This window comes from Bacillus sp. JJ1122 (genome assembly GCF_036964885.1).
Taxonomy (GTDB): domain Bacteria; phylum Bacillota; class Bacilli; order Bacillales; family Cytobacillaceae; genus Mesobacillus.
Genome location: NZ_JBALQL010000023.1, coordinates 19,531 through 35,945 on the forward strand (window position 1 = coordinate 19,531; position 16,415 = coordinate 35,945).

General features: G+C 44.8%; 16 protein-coding genes. 6 read left to right on the plus strand and 10 right to left on the minus strand.

The window, feature by feature from the left end:
* Positions 1 to 191 precede the first annotated feature (191 nt).
* Positions 192 to 1,091 (plus strand): NAD(P)/FAD-dependent oxidoreductase, encoded by a 900-nt coding sequence (locus V7201_RS13235; RefSeq protein WP_335377216.1) that lies wholly within the window; start codon positions 192 to 194, stop codon positions 1,089 to 1,091.
* 402 nt (positions 1,092 to 1,493) lie between these two features.
* On the opposite strand, the gene V7201_RS13240 is transcribed toward V7201_RS13235, so the two are convergent.
* Positions 1,494 to 3,029, minus strand: coding sequence for an FAD-dependent oxidoreductase (locus tag V7201_RS13240; RefSeq protein WP_335377217.1), 1,536 nt, complete (start codon positions 3,027 to 3,029; stop codon positions 1,494 to 1,496).
* 190 nt (positions 3,030 to 3,219) lie between these two features.
* Between V7201_RS13240 and V7201_RS13245 the strand changes: the two genes are divergently transcribed.
* Together V7201_RS13245 and ybaK are read left to right on the plus strand one after the other, a co-directional pair.
* Entirely contained in the window at positions 3,220 to 4,572 is a 1,353-nt protein-coding gene (locus V7201_RS13245) for a UDP-glucose dehydrogenase family protein (RefSeq protein WP_335377218.1), read from the plus strand.
* A gap of 60 nt (positions 4,573 to 4,632) precedes the next feature.
* Positions 4,633 to 5,109: a Cys-tRNA(Pro) deacylase gene (gene ybaK / locus V7201_RS13250; protein ID WP_335377219.1), complete on the plus strand. Its 477-nt coding sequence runs from the start codon at positions 4,633 to 4,635 to the stop codon at positions 5,107 to 5,109.
* A 138-nt stretch (positions 5,110 to 5,247) separates the two neighbouring features.
* Here ybaK and V7201_RS13255 read toward each other — a convergent pair whose 3' ends face one another.
* The 8 genes from V7201_RS13255 to V7201_RS13290 all read right to left on the minus strand — a co-directional run bounded on the left by V7201_RS13255 (position 5,248) and on the right by V7201_RS13290 (position 12,171).
* Positions 5,248 to 5,964: a hypothetical protein gene (locus tag V7201_RS13255; protein ID WP_335377220.1), complete on the minus strand. Its 717-nt coding sequence runs from the start codon at positions 5,962 to 5,964 to the stop codon at positions 5,248 to 5,250.
* A 7-nt stretch (positions 5,965 to 5,971) separates the two neighbouring features.
* Positions 5,972 to 6,334, minus strand: a complete 363-nt coding sequence (locus V7201_RS13260) for a FixH family protein (RefSeq protein ID WP_335377221.1) — start codon at positions 6,332 to 6,334, stop codon at positions 5,972 to 5,974.
* A complete protein-coding gene (locus V7201_RS13265) occupies positions 6,331 to 7,002 on the minus strand; it encodes an ABC transporter ATP-binding protein (protein ID WP_335377222.1) in 672 nt (223 codons plus the stop codon). Before V7201_RS13265 ends, V7201_RS13260 begins: the two co-directional genes overlap by 4 nt.
* The gene (locus tag V7201_RS13270) at positions 6,999 to 7,796 is read right to left on the minus strand and encodes an ABC transporter permease (protein WP_335377223.1); all 798 of its coding nucleotides are present in this window, start codon (positions 7,794 to 7,796) and stop codon (positions 6,999 to 7,001) included. The genes V7201_RS13265 and V7201_RS13270 overlap by 4 nt, the downstream gene beginning before the upstream one ends.
* Positions 7,793 to 9,112, minus strand: a complete 1,320-nt coding sequence (gene nosD / locus V7201_RS13275) for a nitrous oxide reductase family maturation protein NosD (protein ID WP_335377224.1) — start codon at positions 9,110 to 9,112, stop codon at positions 7,793 to 7,795. Before nosD ends, V7201_RS13270 begins: the two co-directional genes overlap by 4 nt.
* On the minus strand, positions 9,109 to 9,672 hold the full coding sequence (locus V7201_RS13280; RefSeq protein WP_335377225.1) for a hypothetical protein: 564 nt from the start codon (positions 9,670 to 9,672) through the stop codon (positions 9,109 to 9,111). Before V7201_RS13280 ends, nosD begins: the two co-directional genes overlap by 4 nt.
* Before the next feature lie 158 nt (positions 9,673 to 9,830).
* Positions 9,831 to 11,702: a Sec-dependent nitrous-oxide reductase gene (nosZ, locus tag V7201_RS13285; protein WP_335377226.1), complete on the minus strand. Its 1,872-nt coding sequence runs from the start codon at positions 11,700 to 11,702 to the stop codon at positions 9,831 to 9,833.
* A 22-nt stretch (positions 11,703 to 11,724) separates the two neighbouring features.
* Positions 11,725 to 12,171, minus strand: coding sequence for a c-type cytochrome (locus V7201_RS13290; RefSeq protein WP_335377227.1), 447 nt, complete (start codon positions 12,169 to 12,171; stop codon positions 11,725 to 11,727).
* 267 nt (positions 12,172 to 12,438) lie between these two features.
* Between V7201_RS13290 and V7201_RS13295 the strand changes: the two genes are divergently transcribed.
* A complete protein-coding gene (locus tag V7201_RS13295; RefSeq protein ID WP_335377228.1) occupies positions 12,439 to 13,533 on the plus strand; it encodes a PRK06851 family protein in 1,095 nt (364 codons plus the stop codon).
* A 53-nt stretch (positions 13,534 to 13,586) separates the two neighbouring features.
* Positions 13,587 to 14,135, plus strand: a complete 549-nt coding sequence (locus V7201_RS13300; protein ID WP_438825051.1) for a hypothetical protein — start codon at positions 13,587 to 13,589, stop codon at positions 14,133 to 14,135.
* Between the two features lie 47 nt (positions 14,136 to 14,182).
* Here V7201_RS13300 and V7201_RS13305 read toward each other — a convergent pair whose 3' ends face one another.
* Complete coding sequence (locus tag V7201_RS13305; RefSeq protein WP_335377229.1) at positions 14,183 to 15,547, minus strand: YjiH family protein; 1,365 nt, start codon at positions 15,545 to 15,547, stop codon at positions 14,183 to 14,185.
* Between the two features lie 238 nt (positions 15,548 to 15,785).
* Here V7201_RS13305 and V7201_RS13310 point away from each other — a divergent pair, with 238 nt between their 5' ends.
* The gene (locus V7201_RS13310) at positions 15,786 to 16,271 is read left to right on the plus strand and encodes a GNAT family N-acetyltransferase (protein ID WP_335377230.1); all 486 of its coding nucleotides are present in this window, start codon (positions 15,786 to 15,788) and stop codon (positions 16,269 to 16,271) included.
* Positions 16,272 to 16,415 lie beyond the last annotated feature (144 nt).

Here is a 16,415-nt window from a genome sequence, read left to right on the forward strand (position 1 = left end):
AAATAATTTTTAAAACTATAGAAATTAATCCCCTTTTCGTAGAAATTCATGTGAAAGAAGCCGAATTCACCAGGCAAATCATACAGAAATGATGACCAATTTGGACTTTTAAGTTGCAAATACCGGATTACCCCTCCTGGAAAAGGGAAATATGCTACTATAATTCTTTTTATAAGGGACGGTGTAATGAAATGTATGATTGTCTAATTATCGGCGCCGGGATTGCGGGTCTGCAGGCAGCGATTCAGCTCGGCCGTTATAATCATAAAACCATGGTGCTTGATGCGGGAGATGGACGATCAGCCATTTGCCACAGCTACCACAACATCCTTGGTTATCCTGATGGAATCAGCGGACCAAAATTGAGGGAAATTGGCCGCCAGCAAGCTGAAAGACTCGGTGTCGAGTTCATAATAGGCAAGGCTGCTAAGGCTAGAAAAACAAATGATGGATTTGAAATCGAGTCTGAAAGCGGTGAAATCTACAAAGCGAAAAGGCTGCTGCTTGCTACAGGAATTATGGATCGGATTCCGCCATTCCCGGATTTGATGCCGGCCCTTGGTAACAGTGTCTATGTCTGCCCGGATTGTGACGGGTATGAAGTGAAGGACAAATCCACGATTGTGATGGGCGCCGGAAATGTCGGGGCTAATATGGCACTGACTTTAAGCTATTTTTCCAATAAGATTACCTATGTTAACCATGAACGAACAGAAGTGAATGAAGAAAAGAAGGCTGCTATGCAGGAAAAGGGAATCCAGTATGTCGATGGGCCAATCGAAAAGGTTTTAGCAGATGGACCAGATTTCAGGGGAGTCATCCTTTCAAATGGGGAGCAGATAACATCTGAACGCGGCTTTATTGCCTTCGGAGGAAATGAAGTGAAGTCACAGCTCGCACAGCAGCTTGGTGTAGAACTTCATGAAAACAAGCATGTCCTTGTTGATCCGCGTACAAAAATGACGAATGTGGAGCATGTCTGGGCGGCAGGAGATGTCGTTGCCCATTCAGAGCAGGTCACAATTGCGATGGGCGATGGGATGCAGGCAAGCATCTGGATCCATAAGACGCTGCTGGAGGAAAAAAAGTAACATTTTTCGTTAAAAATGAATCGGAATCCTGATTTTCCAAAATTGAAAATCCCCGACGTGCTTTTATTTACTGACAGAAGCCGTTGGTTTATAAGTAAGGGGATGCAATTTGCTAGTGAAAACGTTTTATTACTAGTTCATTGCGTTTTATTACTTATAAAGTGAAGTTTATTACTAGTAAAGTCCGTTTTAATACTAGTAAAGTCAAGTTTATAACTAGTAATGGTAAAGTCCACTTTATCACTAGCAAAGTGCATTATTTTACTAGTAAGCGTAAGGCGGCGTTTTTGTTTACCAGTATGGCGTATCACTTTATCAAGAAGTGGATCATTTAACAGAAGGAAGCTTTATGTAAGCGATCAAGCGAAAAGCCGCCACTCTAACAAGAATGGCGGCTTTACCTTATTCTAATTCCACTTTCTCCAATGGCAGCTCGGCTGGACCTTCGATAACATCTCCTTTATAGGAGAAGCGTGAGCCGTGGCAAGGGCAGTCCCAGCTGCGTTCACCGTTATTCCACTTCAGTTCGCAGCCCATATGCGTGCAGGTGGTATCGACGACATACAGCTTTCCGTTTTCATCCCGATATGCTCCAGCTCGTTTGCCGTTAACAGTAACGGCAGCGCCTTCTTCCTTCCCAAGGCTCTCTGGAGTGGTGGATGGCCGGTCGAATTTGCCTTTAATCAATTCCTTCGCGACAGTGGCATTATCGGCTACGAAGGTCGCAATGTCAGGATTGGCATGAAATCTTTGCGGTTCAAATAGATCCTTGTATGGGTTGTCCCTTTTCAAAACAAGGTCTGTCATCAAAAGAGCTGCATTGATTCCATTCGTCATGCCCCATTTGTTGTAGCCTGTTGCGACAAAAATGTTCTCCGTGCTGGATGAGTATTTTCCGACGAATGGGATTTTATCTAGCGTCGTTGGGTCCTGTGCAGACCAGCGGAACGGGATTTCTTTTATGCCGAATGTTTGTGAAGCAAACGCTTCAAGTGCTTCATAATACTGATGGGTGTTTTCTTCCTGGCCAGTGATATGGCTGTCTCCGCCAAACAGGACAAGCTTTTCGCCATTCCAATCTGTGAAGCGAAGCGACCTGGTCGGAGTCTCAGCGTTGATGTACATGCCGCCCGGATATTCTTTTTCGGTCTTGACCGCAAGTACATACGAACGCTTCACTTGCATGCGCGAAAAGTAAAATCCTTTTAAATCGTAAAAAGGAAAATGCGAGCTGATGATCAGTTGATTGCAGTGAATCCGATGGTTGTTTCTGGTCGTTATAACTGGCTCATCGCCCTCTTCCATGTCGACAGCTGTTGTGTTTTCATAGATTTGCCCGCCCATTTCAATGAAACGTTCAACTAAATGCTTCAAAAATTTTAGAGGGTGGAACTGTGCCTGATTGCGCATGACAACAGCCGCTTTGGCTTCTACCGGAATTGGAATTTCGGAAACATACTCGCCGCCAACAACGCCCAGCTTTTCATAAGCCTTAAATTCCTGGAGCAGCTTCTCCATTTCTTTTTCGGAATTTGTGTAGATGTAGGCGTCCTCTTCGGTTAAATCACAATCAATCTGTTCATCCTTCACGAGCTTTTTGACAAATTTCATTGCCTCACAGTTCGCTTGATAGTACAGGCGTGCTTTTTCCTCTCCAAAATGACTGATCAGTTCGTCATAAATGAGCCCATGTTGCGGTGTGACCTTTGCCGTTGTATGGCCAGTTGTTCCATTCAAAATCGTGCCTGCTTCGATCAGAGCCACATGGACTCCTTCCTTCGCCAGCAGATAGGCTGAGGTCAGGCCCGTAATGCCTCCACCCACTACTGCCACGTCAACATCCAAATCCTCCTGCAGTCTTGGGAAAGAGGGAAGCTCTGCTGTTTTACGCCAAAAAGGCTCTGGAAAACGTGGTAATCTGGAATTGAATTCGTTCATCAACAATCCTCCTTAAAAATCTTCATAATAACTAATTTTTCCCTTTAAGTGAAAAAACATGTACGGTAACTATTTTTCTATTACCCTGCTGGTACGCGAGGCAGACAAGTTTTTACCAAATTGGGCGGAATAAAGGGGAAATGCAGTCTGTCATGATAAAATAAGGACATTAGAGCAAGGGAGGGCCAATATGGAAATCACAGTCGTCGGAACAGGGTATGTTGGCCTTGTGACGGGAGTTTGTTTTGCTGAAGTAGGCTACAATGTAACGTGTTTTGATATAGATGAAAAGAAAATAAGGGCTCTTTCTGGAGGGCAGTGCCCGATATATGAGCCGGGCCTCGAGGCTATGCTCCAAAAAAATCTCGAAGCGGGAAGGCTCCATTTTACCGCTGATGTCCAAACAGCTTATAAAAACGCTGATTATATTTTTGTTGCTGTAGGAACGCCTGAAAATGAAGATGGCTCTGCTAATCTCGAATATTTGGAGGCAGCGATAGCGGACATTGGTGCCAATTTAGTTAAAGAGGCGATTATTGTCATCAAAAGTACAGTTCCTGTAGGGACAAACCAAAGAATAGCTGCGTTATTAAAAAAGCAGATCCCGAAAGCCCTGAAGGTAGAGGTTGTTTCGAATCCGGAGTTCCTGCGTGAAGGCTCCGGAATCCTGGATACTTTTCATGCAGACCGGATCGTCATCGGTGCGGGTGACCGTGAGGCGGGCGGCAAGGTTGCAAGGATATATGAACCATTTGGTTTGCCTGTGCTGCAGACGGATGTCCGCAGTGCGGAGCTTATCAAATATGCTTCGAATGCCTTTCTGGCGACAAAAATCAGTTTTATCAATGAAGTGGCCAATCTGTGTGAACACACTGGCGCCAATATCGAGGATGTGGCGAAGGGGATGGGCATGGACCAGCGGATCGGCAGCCAGTTTTTAAAAGCAGGAATTGGTTACGGCGGTTCGTGTTTCCCAAAGGATACAAAGGCGCTGGAAAAGCTGACACAGTACTATCAGTATGATTTTAAAATACTGAGGTCTGTCATCGAGGTGAACAGCAGGCAAAAACAGCAGCTGTTTGTGAAGGCAAAAGAGATGATGGGTTCTTTGAAGGAGAAGCGTGCCGCAGTGCTGGGTACCGCATTCAAACCGCATACAGATGATATTCGCGAAGCACCGGCAATGGACCTGATCGCCCAGCTGTTGGAAGAGGGTGCAGACATATCGGTCTATGATCCAGCCGCTATGAAAAAAGTAGAAGAGATTTACGGAAGCAGGCTTTATTACGCGGAAAATGTGGATGCCGCCGTCAAGGGAGCGGATGTTACTTTTATCATGACAGAATGGCCGCAAATCACCGATTATGATCTAGAAAGGTTCAAGTTATTCATGCGTCGGCCCGTAATCTTTGACGGCAGGAATTGCTATGAGCTCCAGAAGGCTGAAAAAGCTGGCCTAACATATATATCAGTCGGAAGGAAGCCAGTAAGTGCAAATCATCAAGAAGATAGCCTTGAGAGTGGCAGGGTGGGGCAGGATTGAACACCTCAGCCTTTATAAGGTAAAATTATCCTAAGTACCTTCAGTTTAGGAGGAAGAGGGATGGCTAAGCTAAAAACGAATGCAATGAGAATCCTTGATACGCTAAAGGTGCAGTACGAGATTCTCGCATATGATGCGAATGACGGAAAAATAGACGGTGTCGCCGTTGCCGGAAAAATCGGCAAGGATCCAGCACAGGTATACAAAACACTTGTCGCAGTGGGGGCAAGCAAGAATCTATATGTCTTTATCATTCCTGTTGAAGCGGAACTGGACCTGAAGAAGGCGGCCAGGGAAGCGGGCGAAAAGAATGTGGAGATGCTGCCGGTCAAGGACATCCAAAAGTTCACTGGCTATATCCGTGGCGGCTGTTCGCCTATTGGAATGAAGAAGAACTACCCAACCATCTTGGACGCCACCGCCGAGGAACTAGAAACAATGATCGTAAGTGCTGGAAAAATCGGATTTCAGGTCGAGCTTCCACCAGTCGAGCTATTGAAAGCCACGAATGGCAAGCTGGCATTATTGACGAAATGAAAAACCACAGCCCAAAGGGGTTGTGGTTTTTTGCGTTTTGGCTCTTTTCTAAAAGCAACAATGTTTACGTAAACAGGCTACGTTTAATAGAGAATAGGGAAAGCCGGTTACAGCATGGTTTCAGTTTCAAAAATGGACCTATTCCTTCTCAGCTGCATTGATTTTGATATCCAAACTGGCTATTTGGGACTGATATAATTCCTCATAGTTCTTCGATGTATCATAGGCTAGTTCTTTTTCAGAGGCATTTGGCTTTTCTTTTGCAGCGTCTGTTTTTAGTATTGCATAAATTTGCTGGGTGAGCAGTTTTTCAGTGAAGAAGCTGTTCAGCCTATTTTGATAGGCATCCTCTGGAAAGTCTGCGACAAGCTTTGCGGCAGGCTCATATTTCTCAACCTTGGCGGAAAACTCCTTGATCGCGCCAGAAACCGCATTTCCCTCTGCCTTTAGTCCCTTTTCCATTGCCAGCAGGTACATGGAGTGCTGCTCAATCATTTTTGATAAATTAACATTAAAGTTATCATGATATTTAAGCTGTTCATCCCAATATGCCTGCTTATCCTTAAGCTCATCCTCCTGGAGCTTCTGTTCGTCCTGCTGGCGATTCAATTCAATCTCCACCTTGTTCATCAACTGGTAAAATTGCAGATCCTCATAGGAAAGCACCTTTCCTTCGATGGTGACGACTTTATCATCAGCTGTAAAACCATTTTTATCGGCTGTAGTGTGATTGTTAGCTTTGTTTTCTGCAGAAGCTTTGCTTTCTTTGGCGGGCTCTTTTTCGTCCTGCTGGCAGCTGCTAAGCATAAGGGCAATCAGAAGCGTGGTAAGGATAAACAGCGTCTTGTTTTTCATCTGAGCATCAGTCCTTTTCCACATCAAATGTAATCACGTGTTCGAATGGACTGCCATCTGCTTCACCCTCGATCGTAGCGAGCCATTCTCCTGCCATCGGCAGCTCAACGCTGGATTCGTATAAGCCATTGCCTTTATCTTCAAACGTCAGTTCAATCGTCCCATGGTCCATTTTTGCCATCTCAAGGTAAGCGGCGAATTCAAGGCCTTCAGCTGGTTTGCCATTCTTTAAGATTTTAATGACCACCGGATAGCTTTCGCCTGCTTTATGCTTTGGTGCTTGTTTTAAAGTGAATTCATAATCTGAATCTGAGCTGCATCCTGATAAGACCAACATGAGCAACATGAAGCCAGCGATTAATTTTTTCATTTTGAATCTGCTCCTTTTAAATGTTCATTTAAAAATTCATCCACTGTGTACTTATTCATCCTTCCATCTTCTAAGAAGGCTACATGCGTGCAGATTTGCTTTATTTCGTCCATGTGGTGGGAGGCCATGAAGATCGTTTTGCCGGTAAGGGATTTCAGGATTTGTAAAATCTCCTCACGTCCGAGCGGGTCAAGGCCGCTCGTAGGTTCATCGAGAATCAGGATATCTGTGTCATAGTACAGCATGACGCAGAGCCCGAGGCGTTGCAGCATTCCTTTTGAATAGCCCTTTACCTGGTTTTGGCGGTCCTCCCAAAGGGAGACGAGCTTGAGATTTTCCTCCATTTTTTTCTCATCGATCTCCCTGGAACCAAGCGATGCGAAGAAACGCATATTTTCTTCACCAGTGAGATGAGGATAGAGATGAAACTTTTCCGGAAGGTAGGAAACGATCTTCTTCCAGTCTCCCTTTTTATTCGAGTAGCCTCCCAGAGTAATTTCTCCATTTTTAACAGGCTGCAGCCCCAGAATTGAACGAATCAGCGTTGATTTTCCCGCACCATTGCGGCCGACCAGGGCACAATATTCATTCCTTTCAATGGATAGATTGATATCCTTTAAGACTTGTTTATTTTTATAAGACTGAGATAGTCCTTTGATTTCGATCATGATTTTTCCCCCTTGCTGCGGAACAGGATGGAGAGCTCGAAAAATAAGATCAGCCAGAAGGCCAGATCAATCAAGAGAAACTTCCATGGTGCCATCCAGATCATCTTTTCCATCAATCTCGACATATTGTTCAGCGAGAATAAGCTGAGCGAGGTTTCCAGGAAGAAGCGCATAGTATGCAGCGGGTCCAGGAAGTAGAGCCATGAAAACAGTTTGACATTTTCATAGGATACAGACGGAACGTATTGGATGAATGCAAGGTCAATCAGGAAGACGACCAGGAACCAGGTGAAGATGGTGGCTCCGATCAGCTGCATTTTCGTGTTTGTGATATTTCCTAAAAATAGCCCTAGCTGATTAAAAATCAGCAGCAGGACAACAACGGTTGCCACAAAATAAAGAAAGCTGGAAAGCTGGAATTGCAAGAACCATTTCATCATGATGGCTAACACGAAGTACCAGGCGACGAATGCGCCGATGACGACTGTCTGGATGGCGATGCTTTTTTTCAGCATCAAACTGCGGTTCGATTCTTTTTTCGTCAGCAAAATCATCGATGTTTTAAGCTCTTTTTCCTGAAAAATCGAAAAAGAGGAAATGAAGAGCGCAAAAATCGGAACAAGGAAAATATTCATATCGTAAAGCGAGAGAAGAAAGGCATCAAATCCGAGTTCATCTGGATAAGAACGAGCTTCCATTAAAAGAAACATGGAAGATAGTATGACCATGGCAAGGCCAAGCCAGAGACCTTTCCCGCGTGACTGTTCGAGCCATTCCTTCCAAATGTAATTCATGATAAACGACTCCTTCTCTTCTTGATAAAAATCCAGCCCAGAACCAGGATTGCAGGAATGGCTGCAGGATAGAGCAGCGAAACGCGTGATGGCTGATCCTCTTTGATTAATGGGTATTCATCCACGACCATCACCTTCTGGGTGCTCAGGACTTCATTGATTTTTTCATAAATTTTTATAGCGGGACTTTTCAAAAACAGGTAAGCAAGCTCATTTTCTTCAATTAACTTGTACAGAGATGATCTATATTCAACAGGAGAGTCGCCGATTTTGTTCTGGTCCAGATCAAGAACAGAAAGCTCTGTTCCCCAGTAGTTCCCAATCCCGTTTTGATTCCATTGGTTATAGGATTCTCCGCCAATCGTCAGGACGTTGGCCACATTTTGCTTGAAATGGTTTTTTGTGAACACCTGTGATGTTGAAGTAGTCCAAAGTTCTACTCCGATTTCATTATGGAAAAATTTATTTCCTTCAATCCGATTTTGCGTGGATTGTTCGAGATAGATGCCTCGCTGGTTCAGGTAAAACTCATTATCCAATACGGTGTTGCTGCTGCTCGTTTGGATGATTAGCCCGAATGAACGTGAGCCCTGGTTAAAGGAGAATTGATTTTCCTTCAAAACGATTCCGTGCGAATGCATGATGGCCGCACCGCCGGTATTTTTATTAAAGTGATTTTTGTAAAAGGTGTTTTCGTTTGAGTACATATAGTGCAAACCGTAACGTGTTTCACTAACTTGATTGTTTCGTATTTCGTTTTTGTCCGCGTATTCAACATAAATGCCATCGCGTGTTTTGGTTAATTCACAGTTTTCAATGATGCTGTTGTAGGTACGAATCAGCTGGATTCCGTTACCCTGGCTGCCAAGCTTGCCCGTTCCCTGGCCGGTTACTCTTACACCATCAACGAGGTTATACTTTGAACTATTAAGAAAGAGGCCATGGTAAACATCGTGAATAACTAGTTTAATAAACTGGTTATGATCTCCCATCGAGCGAACGCCGGAATATTCTTCACCGGAGTTTCTGCTTAGGCTGCTGTTTTCAATGTTTAGATTCTTTATCGTGACATGGGAGGCTTTAATCAGGATGACGTTACCTTTTCCATCACCACGGATGACCGTTCCCTTTTTTCCAATCATCGTGATTGGCTTTGTGATGACAATATTGCCTTCATAAGTCTGTGCTTCAAGTTTTAATTCACCGTTTATTGGAGTTTCATCAATCAGCTTTTGCAGGGATACATCTGCAGAGACAGGCAGGGTGGATAAAATCCAGACGCCTATCCCAACAAATAAGATTAGTAGTTTGTTCATCGCTTTCGCTCCAGCCAGAAGGGCAGAAGTGTCAAAATGAATGCAGCTCCTAATATGAATGAGCCTGTGGTGAAATAACTGTGTGTGACAAAGTTGGCAAGGATGTTCTCTCCAATAATCGGTGGTACAAACGGGTCGAGCTCGATCGGTGCCTTTGGGTCAAGCTCAGTGCCGAATTTAGTCAGCCAGCGCTTCAAGTCATAAATGCCAAGAGCACCGCCGATGATCAACAGCCCAACTGGAACGTATAAAAGGGCTTTCCTTCTTAATAAAGCAACCATGATGATGATGACGGCGAGCCCCATGATCAGTCCAGGTAAATAGTGCAGTTCAGGAAAGCTTTCATTGCTGAAGGGAGCCATCCCAATGTAATGGTTCAAGCCGTTTACAATATCAATGTTTCCTTCGAGTTTGCTTGGATAGACAATGATATCCAGACCCTCACGGTATTGCGGTGCAAAAAACTTCATTCCCCACCAAGGGAATTTGATAGAGGTAAAGATTAGCCCAGCAGCTCCAAATAGACTAAGCATAGAACCTATGGATAATTTTTTTGCCATCTTGATCATCTCCTATTAGAAATGCGTAAGCACCTTGGTAAGCACACACATTTGCAGGCGGCAAAACGAGGTGGAAAAGCTGGGCATTTCTAGATTGAATTCAGAAAAGGGTATCGCTCAAAGCTCAGATACCCTTTTCTCTATTTAAGCCTTCCAGGTTATTTCGGTTCTACCAGCAAGTAGCCGCTCATTTCCTGGTGGAGAGCTGAGCAGAAGTTTGTACAGTAAATCGGGAATGTACCTGCTTTTTCAGCGGTAAATTCGATGGTGCTCGTTTGGCCAGGCTGGACTTCATAGTTCAAATCGTGGTCCATGATCCCGAATCCATGGGTGATATCCTGGTCAAGGTCAATATTCGTTAAGTGGATGAATACTTTATCGCCCTGATTAACTTTTATTTCGTCAGGACGCTTCGCTTTTGCGTCAAAGACGAATTTAGATCTCATGGCGATACCATAGACATGGACTTCATTTCCTTTACGCTCGATTCTTGTGTCTTCCTGCTTCCAGACGGAATTCTCGAGTTTCTCATCCTTGGCGTAAATAGGGATGGTTTTGATTTTGTCGCGGTGAATCGTCTGCGCATAGTGCGGTTCAGGGTCAACAGGACTTGTATAGATGACTTCCATCTTATCGCCGGAGATATCGATCAATTCCATTGATTCAGGGTGTGAAGGTCCAACTGGCAAGAAATTGTCCTTTGCAATTTTATTCAATGATACAAGCCATTTTCCATCCGGAGTGGCAGTGTCTCCCTCAGCGGCTGTTGAGTGTCCTGGTGAGTAATGTACAGCAGTCCTGTCTAAGATTTCACCGGTGTCAATTTTCCATTTGACGATTTCAGAAGAAATGAACATGGTGTTATAAGCGTTACCTTTGTCGTCGAATTGTGTGTGAAGCGGCCCAAGTGCTCCTGGAGGATCAACTTCACGTTCTACGACTTTGTCATAAGGAAGAACTGGGATGCCGTATTTCTCAGTTTCAAACTCACCGTTCTTGATCAGCTCGAACGCTTTTTCAAAAGAGAAGACAGTCATCAGCGGAGCAAGCTTTCCTGAAGCAATGAAGCGCGTTCCGTCTGGAGTCACGTCAACACCGTGAGGAGATTTCGCGACAGGTACAGCATAGATGGAACCCTTATGCTTACGAGGATCGATCATCTTCGCGCCATTGACTTCTTCATATTCACCGGCAGCTACTTTCTTTTCAAGCTCCTTCCAGTTAAGCAATACGATATAGTCCCGATCATTCTGGGAAGCGTTGATTTCATTGTTTGTTGTCGCGAACTCAGTATTGTAAGTCGTCATGACGATCCAGTCGCCAGACATCTTCTTGCCGGCGTCAGATAAATCGTAAGACCAAGGCGGAAGCATGATTTGATAGGCCAGGCCAAGCTCCTTCTTTTTCTGGTCAAACTGGACCATCGAAACGACGCCTTTATATTTATCTTCAAATTCATCCAATGGTGCGTATTCCTTTCCAATTGGAACGGAGAAACGTGTTGGCATGACGATGTATTCTGTATTCTGCGTTACAAATGTCCCTGCGTGAGGACCGCCCATATTTGGCATTTCCATGATATCCGCTGTGTGGAAGGTGCTTAAGTCAACAGCTGCGATCCGGTTATTGGCAACGTCATTGGCGAAGACAAATTTGCCGTCATATTCTGCATTCGTTTCTGAAATCGCCGGATGGTGGAAATCTCCCCATGTGTACTTGCCCAGCATTTCTTTTGTTTTTGTATCGAATCCATAACCCGTAGCCGGATCGGGAGTGAAAACAGGAACAGTACGGATTTTCCTCATGGAAGGAAGTCCATATACGAATAGCTGCCCTGAATGTCCACCCGATGAAAGCATATAGTATTCATCCAGCTCTCCGTAAGGAACATACACTTTTTCAGCGTTCGACTTTTTTGCGGTGTCTTTGCTTGCTTCTCCTTTAGGTCCTGATGAAAAATCAGCGAAAAATACTGTCGCCGCCATAAAGCCGGCAAGCAGCCCTGAAGCTGCGGGAACCCATTTTTTCATTTAACACTGCACCACCTTTGGATTATTTTTCTGAAGCCTCTTTAAGAATGCTTACAACTTGGTTTATTTCTTCCTCAGACAGCGGATTGCCTCCGATTACGCCTGACATGACTGCGGATGTTGGCTCTTTCAGGAATTCAGCAACGGGTTTCCCATGCTTGCCTTCGACATTTTTAAATGCTTGTGAGAGGTCCGGACCGGTTGCTCCGCCTTTCAGGTTCAAGGCTTCAACAGAGTGACAGCCGAGGCAGCCTTTAGATTTAAGAATGTTTTCTTCACCTGCCGCAGCAGTTGTTTCTGTTTCAGCAGGTTCAGCATTCTCTTTTGCTGTGTCCGCAGACTTTGATTCTTCGGTGACAGCGACTTCTTTGTCCTGGCGATCATTGGCTGGGATGAGGTCAAATGCTGCATATCCTAGGCCCAGGCCGATAAGAGCACTGATGATGAAATGAATGACAGGTTTATTCACTTTTTTCCCCCCTTGATAGGTTTACAAGTACATCCTAACTTTTTGGAAAAAAGGGCAGTGTGATGTACGGCACATATTTATGTGTTTATTGTGAAGTATTTGTGAAAGCAGGGTGGCACCCTGTGAAAAACATCACTTGCCCGGGAAATAATTTCGGAAATTAGACAAATGGCTGCTGGGCATTCACCCAGCCCAATTGCCCTGCATATAGTAAGGAGGAAGCGATAACATGCCGTTAGATTGAACGGCTGGAGGGAGTGCGGTTAAATGGCTGGGAAAATACTGAATTACTTTGCCGGAGGAAATACAGCGCGCGGATTTTACAATTTATATGAATCGAACCTGAAAGGGTTATCTCGTTTATTCATTTTGAAGGGCGGCCCGGGAACCGGAAAGTCATCCTTGATGAAAAAAATCGGTAATGAATGGCTTGAAAAGGGCTATGATATTGAATTTCTGCACTGCTCATCAGATAACAAGTCAATTGATGGGGTCATCATTCCTAAATTGAATGCAGGCATCGTTGATGGAACAGCTCCGCATGTCATCGAGCCGAAAGCACCAGGCGCAGTTGAGGAATATGTAAACCTAGGGGAAGCATGGGATTCATGCAAGCTGCAGGAGCATAAAGGAACCATTACGAAGCTGTCTGAGGACATCAGCGAGGCGTTCAACACGGCATACAGCCAATTTGCCGAAGCGTTGAGAATCCATGATGAATGGGAAAAGTTTTATATCGAGAATATGGACTTTGCAAAAGCGAATGAGTTTACGAACCAATTGATCGATAGGCTATTCGGCCACAACAAATCAGCAGGCGAAGGCAGGGTGCATGATCGCTTCCTCGGAGCAGCGACACCTGTGGGAGCCGTGGATTTTGTCCCTAACCTGACAGAAACAGTCGGCAAGAGGTATTTCATTAAAGGCCGCCCTGGTTCAGGAAAGTCGACCATGCTGAAAAAACTTGCCGCAGAAGCCAAATCACGTGGTTACGATGTCGAGGTCTACCATTGCGGTTTTGACCCGCACAGCCTGGATATGGTCATTGTCCGTGAACTGGACTTTGCCATCTTTGACAGCACAGCTCCGCATGAGTACTTCCCGGAGCGGGAAACAGATGAAATCATCGATATGTATGCCGAACTGATTGTCCCAGGGACAGATGAAAAGTATGCTGCGGAAATCCAGGATGTCGGCAGCAGATACAAAGAGAAGATGAACGAAGCGATTGCTTCTCTGGCAAAAGCAAAAGGACTGCGCGACCAGCTTGAAACCATTTATATAGGTGCAATGGATTTTTCAAAGGTAGATGCGATTGCCAGTCAGATCCAGAAGGAAATCGAAAGCCTGAGTGTCCACTAGCACAGAATTGGGCATCTTGCATACATTACAAGGAAAACATCTAGAGAGGGGAATTGAGTTTGAATTATTACAACTTCTACCCATATGGACAATACCAGAATGATGAAGAAGATTATGGTTATTACCAAAATGAAGTTTACCCGCCATATGACGCAAGGGTATTCCCAGGAATGGGCGGAGGCTTCCCGTTCCCAGGCGGAGGCCCAGGCGGCGGATTTCCGGGCGGAGGCCCAGGTGGCGGATTCCCAGGCGGAGGCCCAGGTGGTGGATTTCCAGGCGGGGGATTCCCAGGTGGCCCAGGCGGACCAGGATTTCCAGGCGGGCCAGGAGGAGGACAGCAAGGCGGAGGAGCTCCAACATCACCGCCACCATCTTTCGTTCCTCAAGAATCCCAGGCATCAGCCTTTGCTGTTGATCCAGGAGGCATCAGAAGGTGCATGTACCGATATACGTATGTTTGGCTGAACAATGGCAGTAGCTTTTGGTTTTTCCCAACCTTTGTTGGACGGAATTCAGTTGCTGGCTGGAGATGGAGACGCCGCAGGGGTTGGGTATACTTCGGTATTGATCTGAGACAAATACGGTCATTCCAGTGTTTCTAGTGAGAACAAAAAGAGAGCCCCTGAATCAGGAGCTCTCTTTCGTGATTTTAAAAAATCATATGGGCGACAAGGACAATAATGGGCAATGTCACAAGGGTGCGCTGGATAAAGATGACGAACAATTCACCAAAACTCACCGGAATCTTGGATCCAAGCAGCAAACCGCCAACCTCGGACATATAAATCAATTGAGTAACTGAAACGGCCGCAATGATGAAGCGTGTCATGGGGCTTCCGATTTCTGCCCCAATTACCGAAGGAAGGAACATATCAGCAAAGCCGACGATCAGTGTTTCAGAAGCAGCCTTCGCTTCTGGGACTTGCATAAGCTCGAGCAGCGGGATGAAAGGCAATCCAAGCCACTGGAATACCGGTGTGTATTCAGCGACAATCAAGGCAAGTGTGCCAAGCGCCATGACGATCGGAGCGACACCCATCCACATATCAAGGATGTTTTTTGCCCCTTCTGTAAAGAAATGGGAAAGACTTTTGTTTTTGCTTGCTTTATCAAGTGCCTGTTCCATACCCCACGAATATGGAGTGTAGCCTTGAGGGATTTTTTCTTCAGAATAATCGTCAGGCCTCTCTACAAAAAATGTATCAGCCTTTCTTGATAATGGTGGAATTCTCGGAATAATAATCGCCGCGATCACGCCAGCTCCAGTTACCGTTAAATAAAATGGCACAAACATTTTGGCCAGGCCGACCTGGGAGATGACAACGAGACTGAAGGTAATGGATACTACTGAAAAAGTAGTTCCAATCACAGCTGCTTCTCGCTTTGTATAATAGCCCTCTTCATACTGCTTGCTGGTAAGCAGGACTCCGATTGTCCCGTCACCAAGCCATGATGCCAGGCAGTCAATTGAGGAGCGTCCAGGCAAATTAAAAATGGGACGCATGAACTTTGTCAGCAAGGTGCCACACAGTTCAAGCAGACCGAAGTTCAACAGCAGCGGCAGGAATAATCCTGCAAATAAGAATACTGAGAAAAGGATGGGCAGGAGGTCATTGAGCAATAGCCCTCCCGTATTTTCTGACCAAACCGCTTCCGGGCCAATTTGAAATAAAGTCATTACCGCAAAAATAGCCCCTAAAATCCTGGCAATCAGCCAGATTGCAGGTACATCGAATAATGCTTTAATGAATGGATTGCGATTCAATATTTGAGGCCTGATGGTTTTTACCATAACGGTTCCGATTAGTGTCAATACGATAATCCCAGTCATGATTGCCGGAAGGAAGGCCGCCAGCAGATTCTGTATCAATCCTGATAAGACAGCGATTGGGATCGTGATTTCTCCCTTATAGGAGATTGGTATCATAAAAAAGAAAATCCCAATCAATGATGGGATGATGAATGTTAAGAGATCTCCAACAGAGGCTCTTCTTTTCTTCAGAGTTTTTTCCAAAACAAGTTCACCCTTAAATTACATATTTATAAACAAGGAATCATTTTAATACATAAATCGTGTTTTGCCAATGATTTTCTGGTCCCAATTCCTTCCTGAGTTATATTCTCGTTATGCTATCAAGTTAAACAGGAAAGTCTTATTTACTGAGGAATTCTTTTGCTTGCTCTTGCAGGAATCTCCTTCTAGCAGCTGGAATCTTATTTCTTGATAATATTTTTTAGCGAGGAGAACGGAGATGAACGTTACATTAGAAAAAATAGGATTGGATCAGCAAAAAATCCTTCGCAATCTCTATTCATTGTATCTTCATGATCTATCTGCCTATGCAAATGGACTGCAGATAAGTGAGGATGGGAGCTTTGAATTTGATTCATTTTCTTTTATTTGGGAAAGGGAAGGTCTCTCGCCATATCTAATAAAGGCCGACGATCATCTGGCGGGCTTTATCCTGCTGCTGGAAGCACCTTTGACGAAAAGAGTAGATAAAGTCATAAATGATTTTTTTATCCTGAATCCTTACCGCGGAAAGGGAGTCGCTAAAGCGGCAGCCCTAAGGGTCTTTGACGAGCACAAAGGAACCTATTATATTTCACAGCTCAGCAAGAACGAGCCAGCAGTCCGTTTTTGGAAAAAGATTTATCAGCAGCTCGAGGTGCATGTGGAAGAGGTTACGGAGGTTCAGGATGGCGAGGAAGTCGTGTACCAGACATTCGTCATTTAGCAGTTTGGGAATCATCTGACGATAGTCATTTATATTTAGAGGGTTTTCCAAGATGTTTTGGGGACACCCTTTTAGTTTGTCGTGTATTCGCTTTTAATGTGAATGACCGTGAGAGCGGTTTTAAAGACCATTCGCAGAGAGATT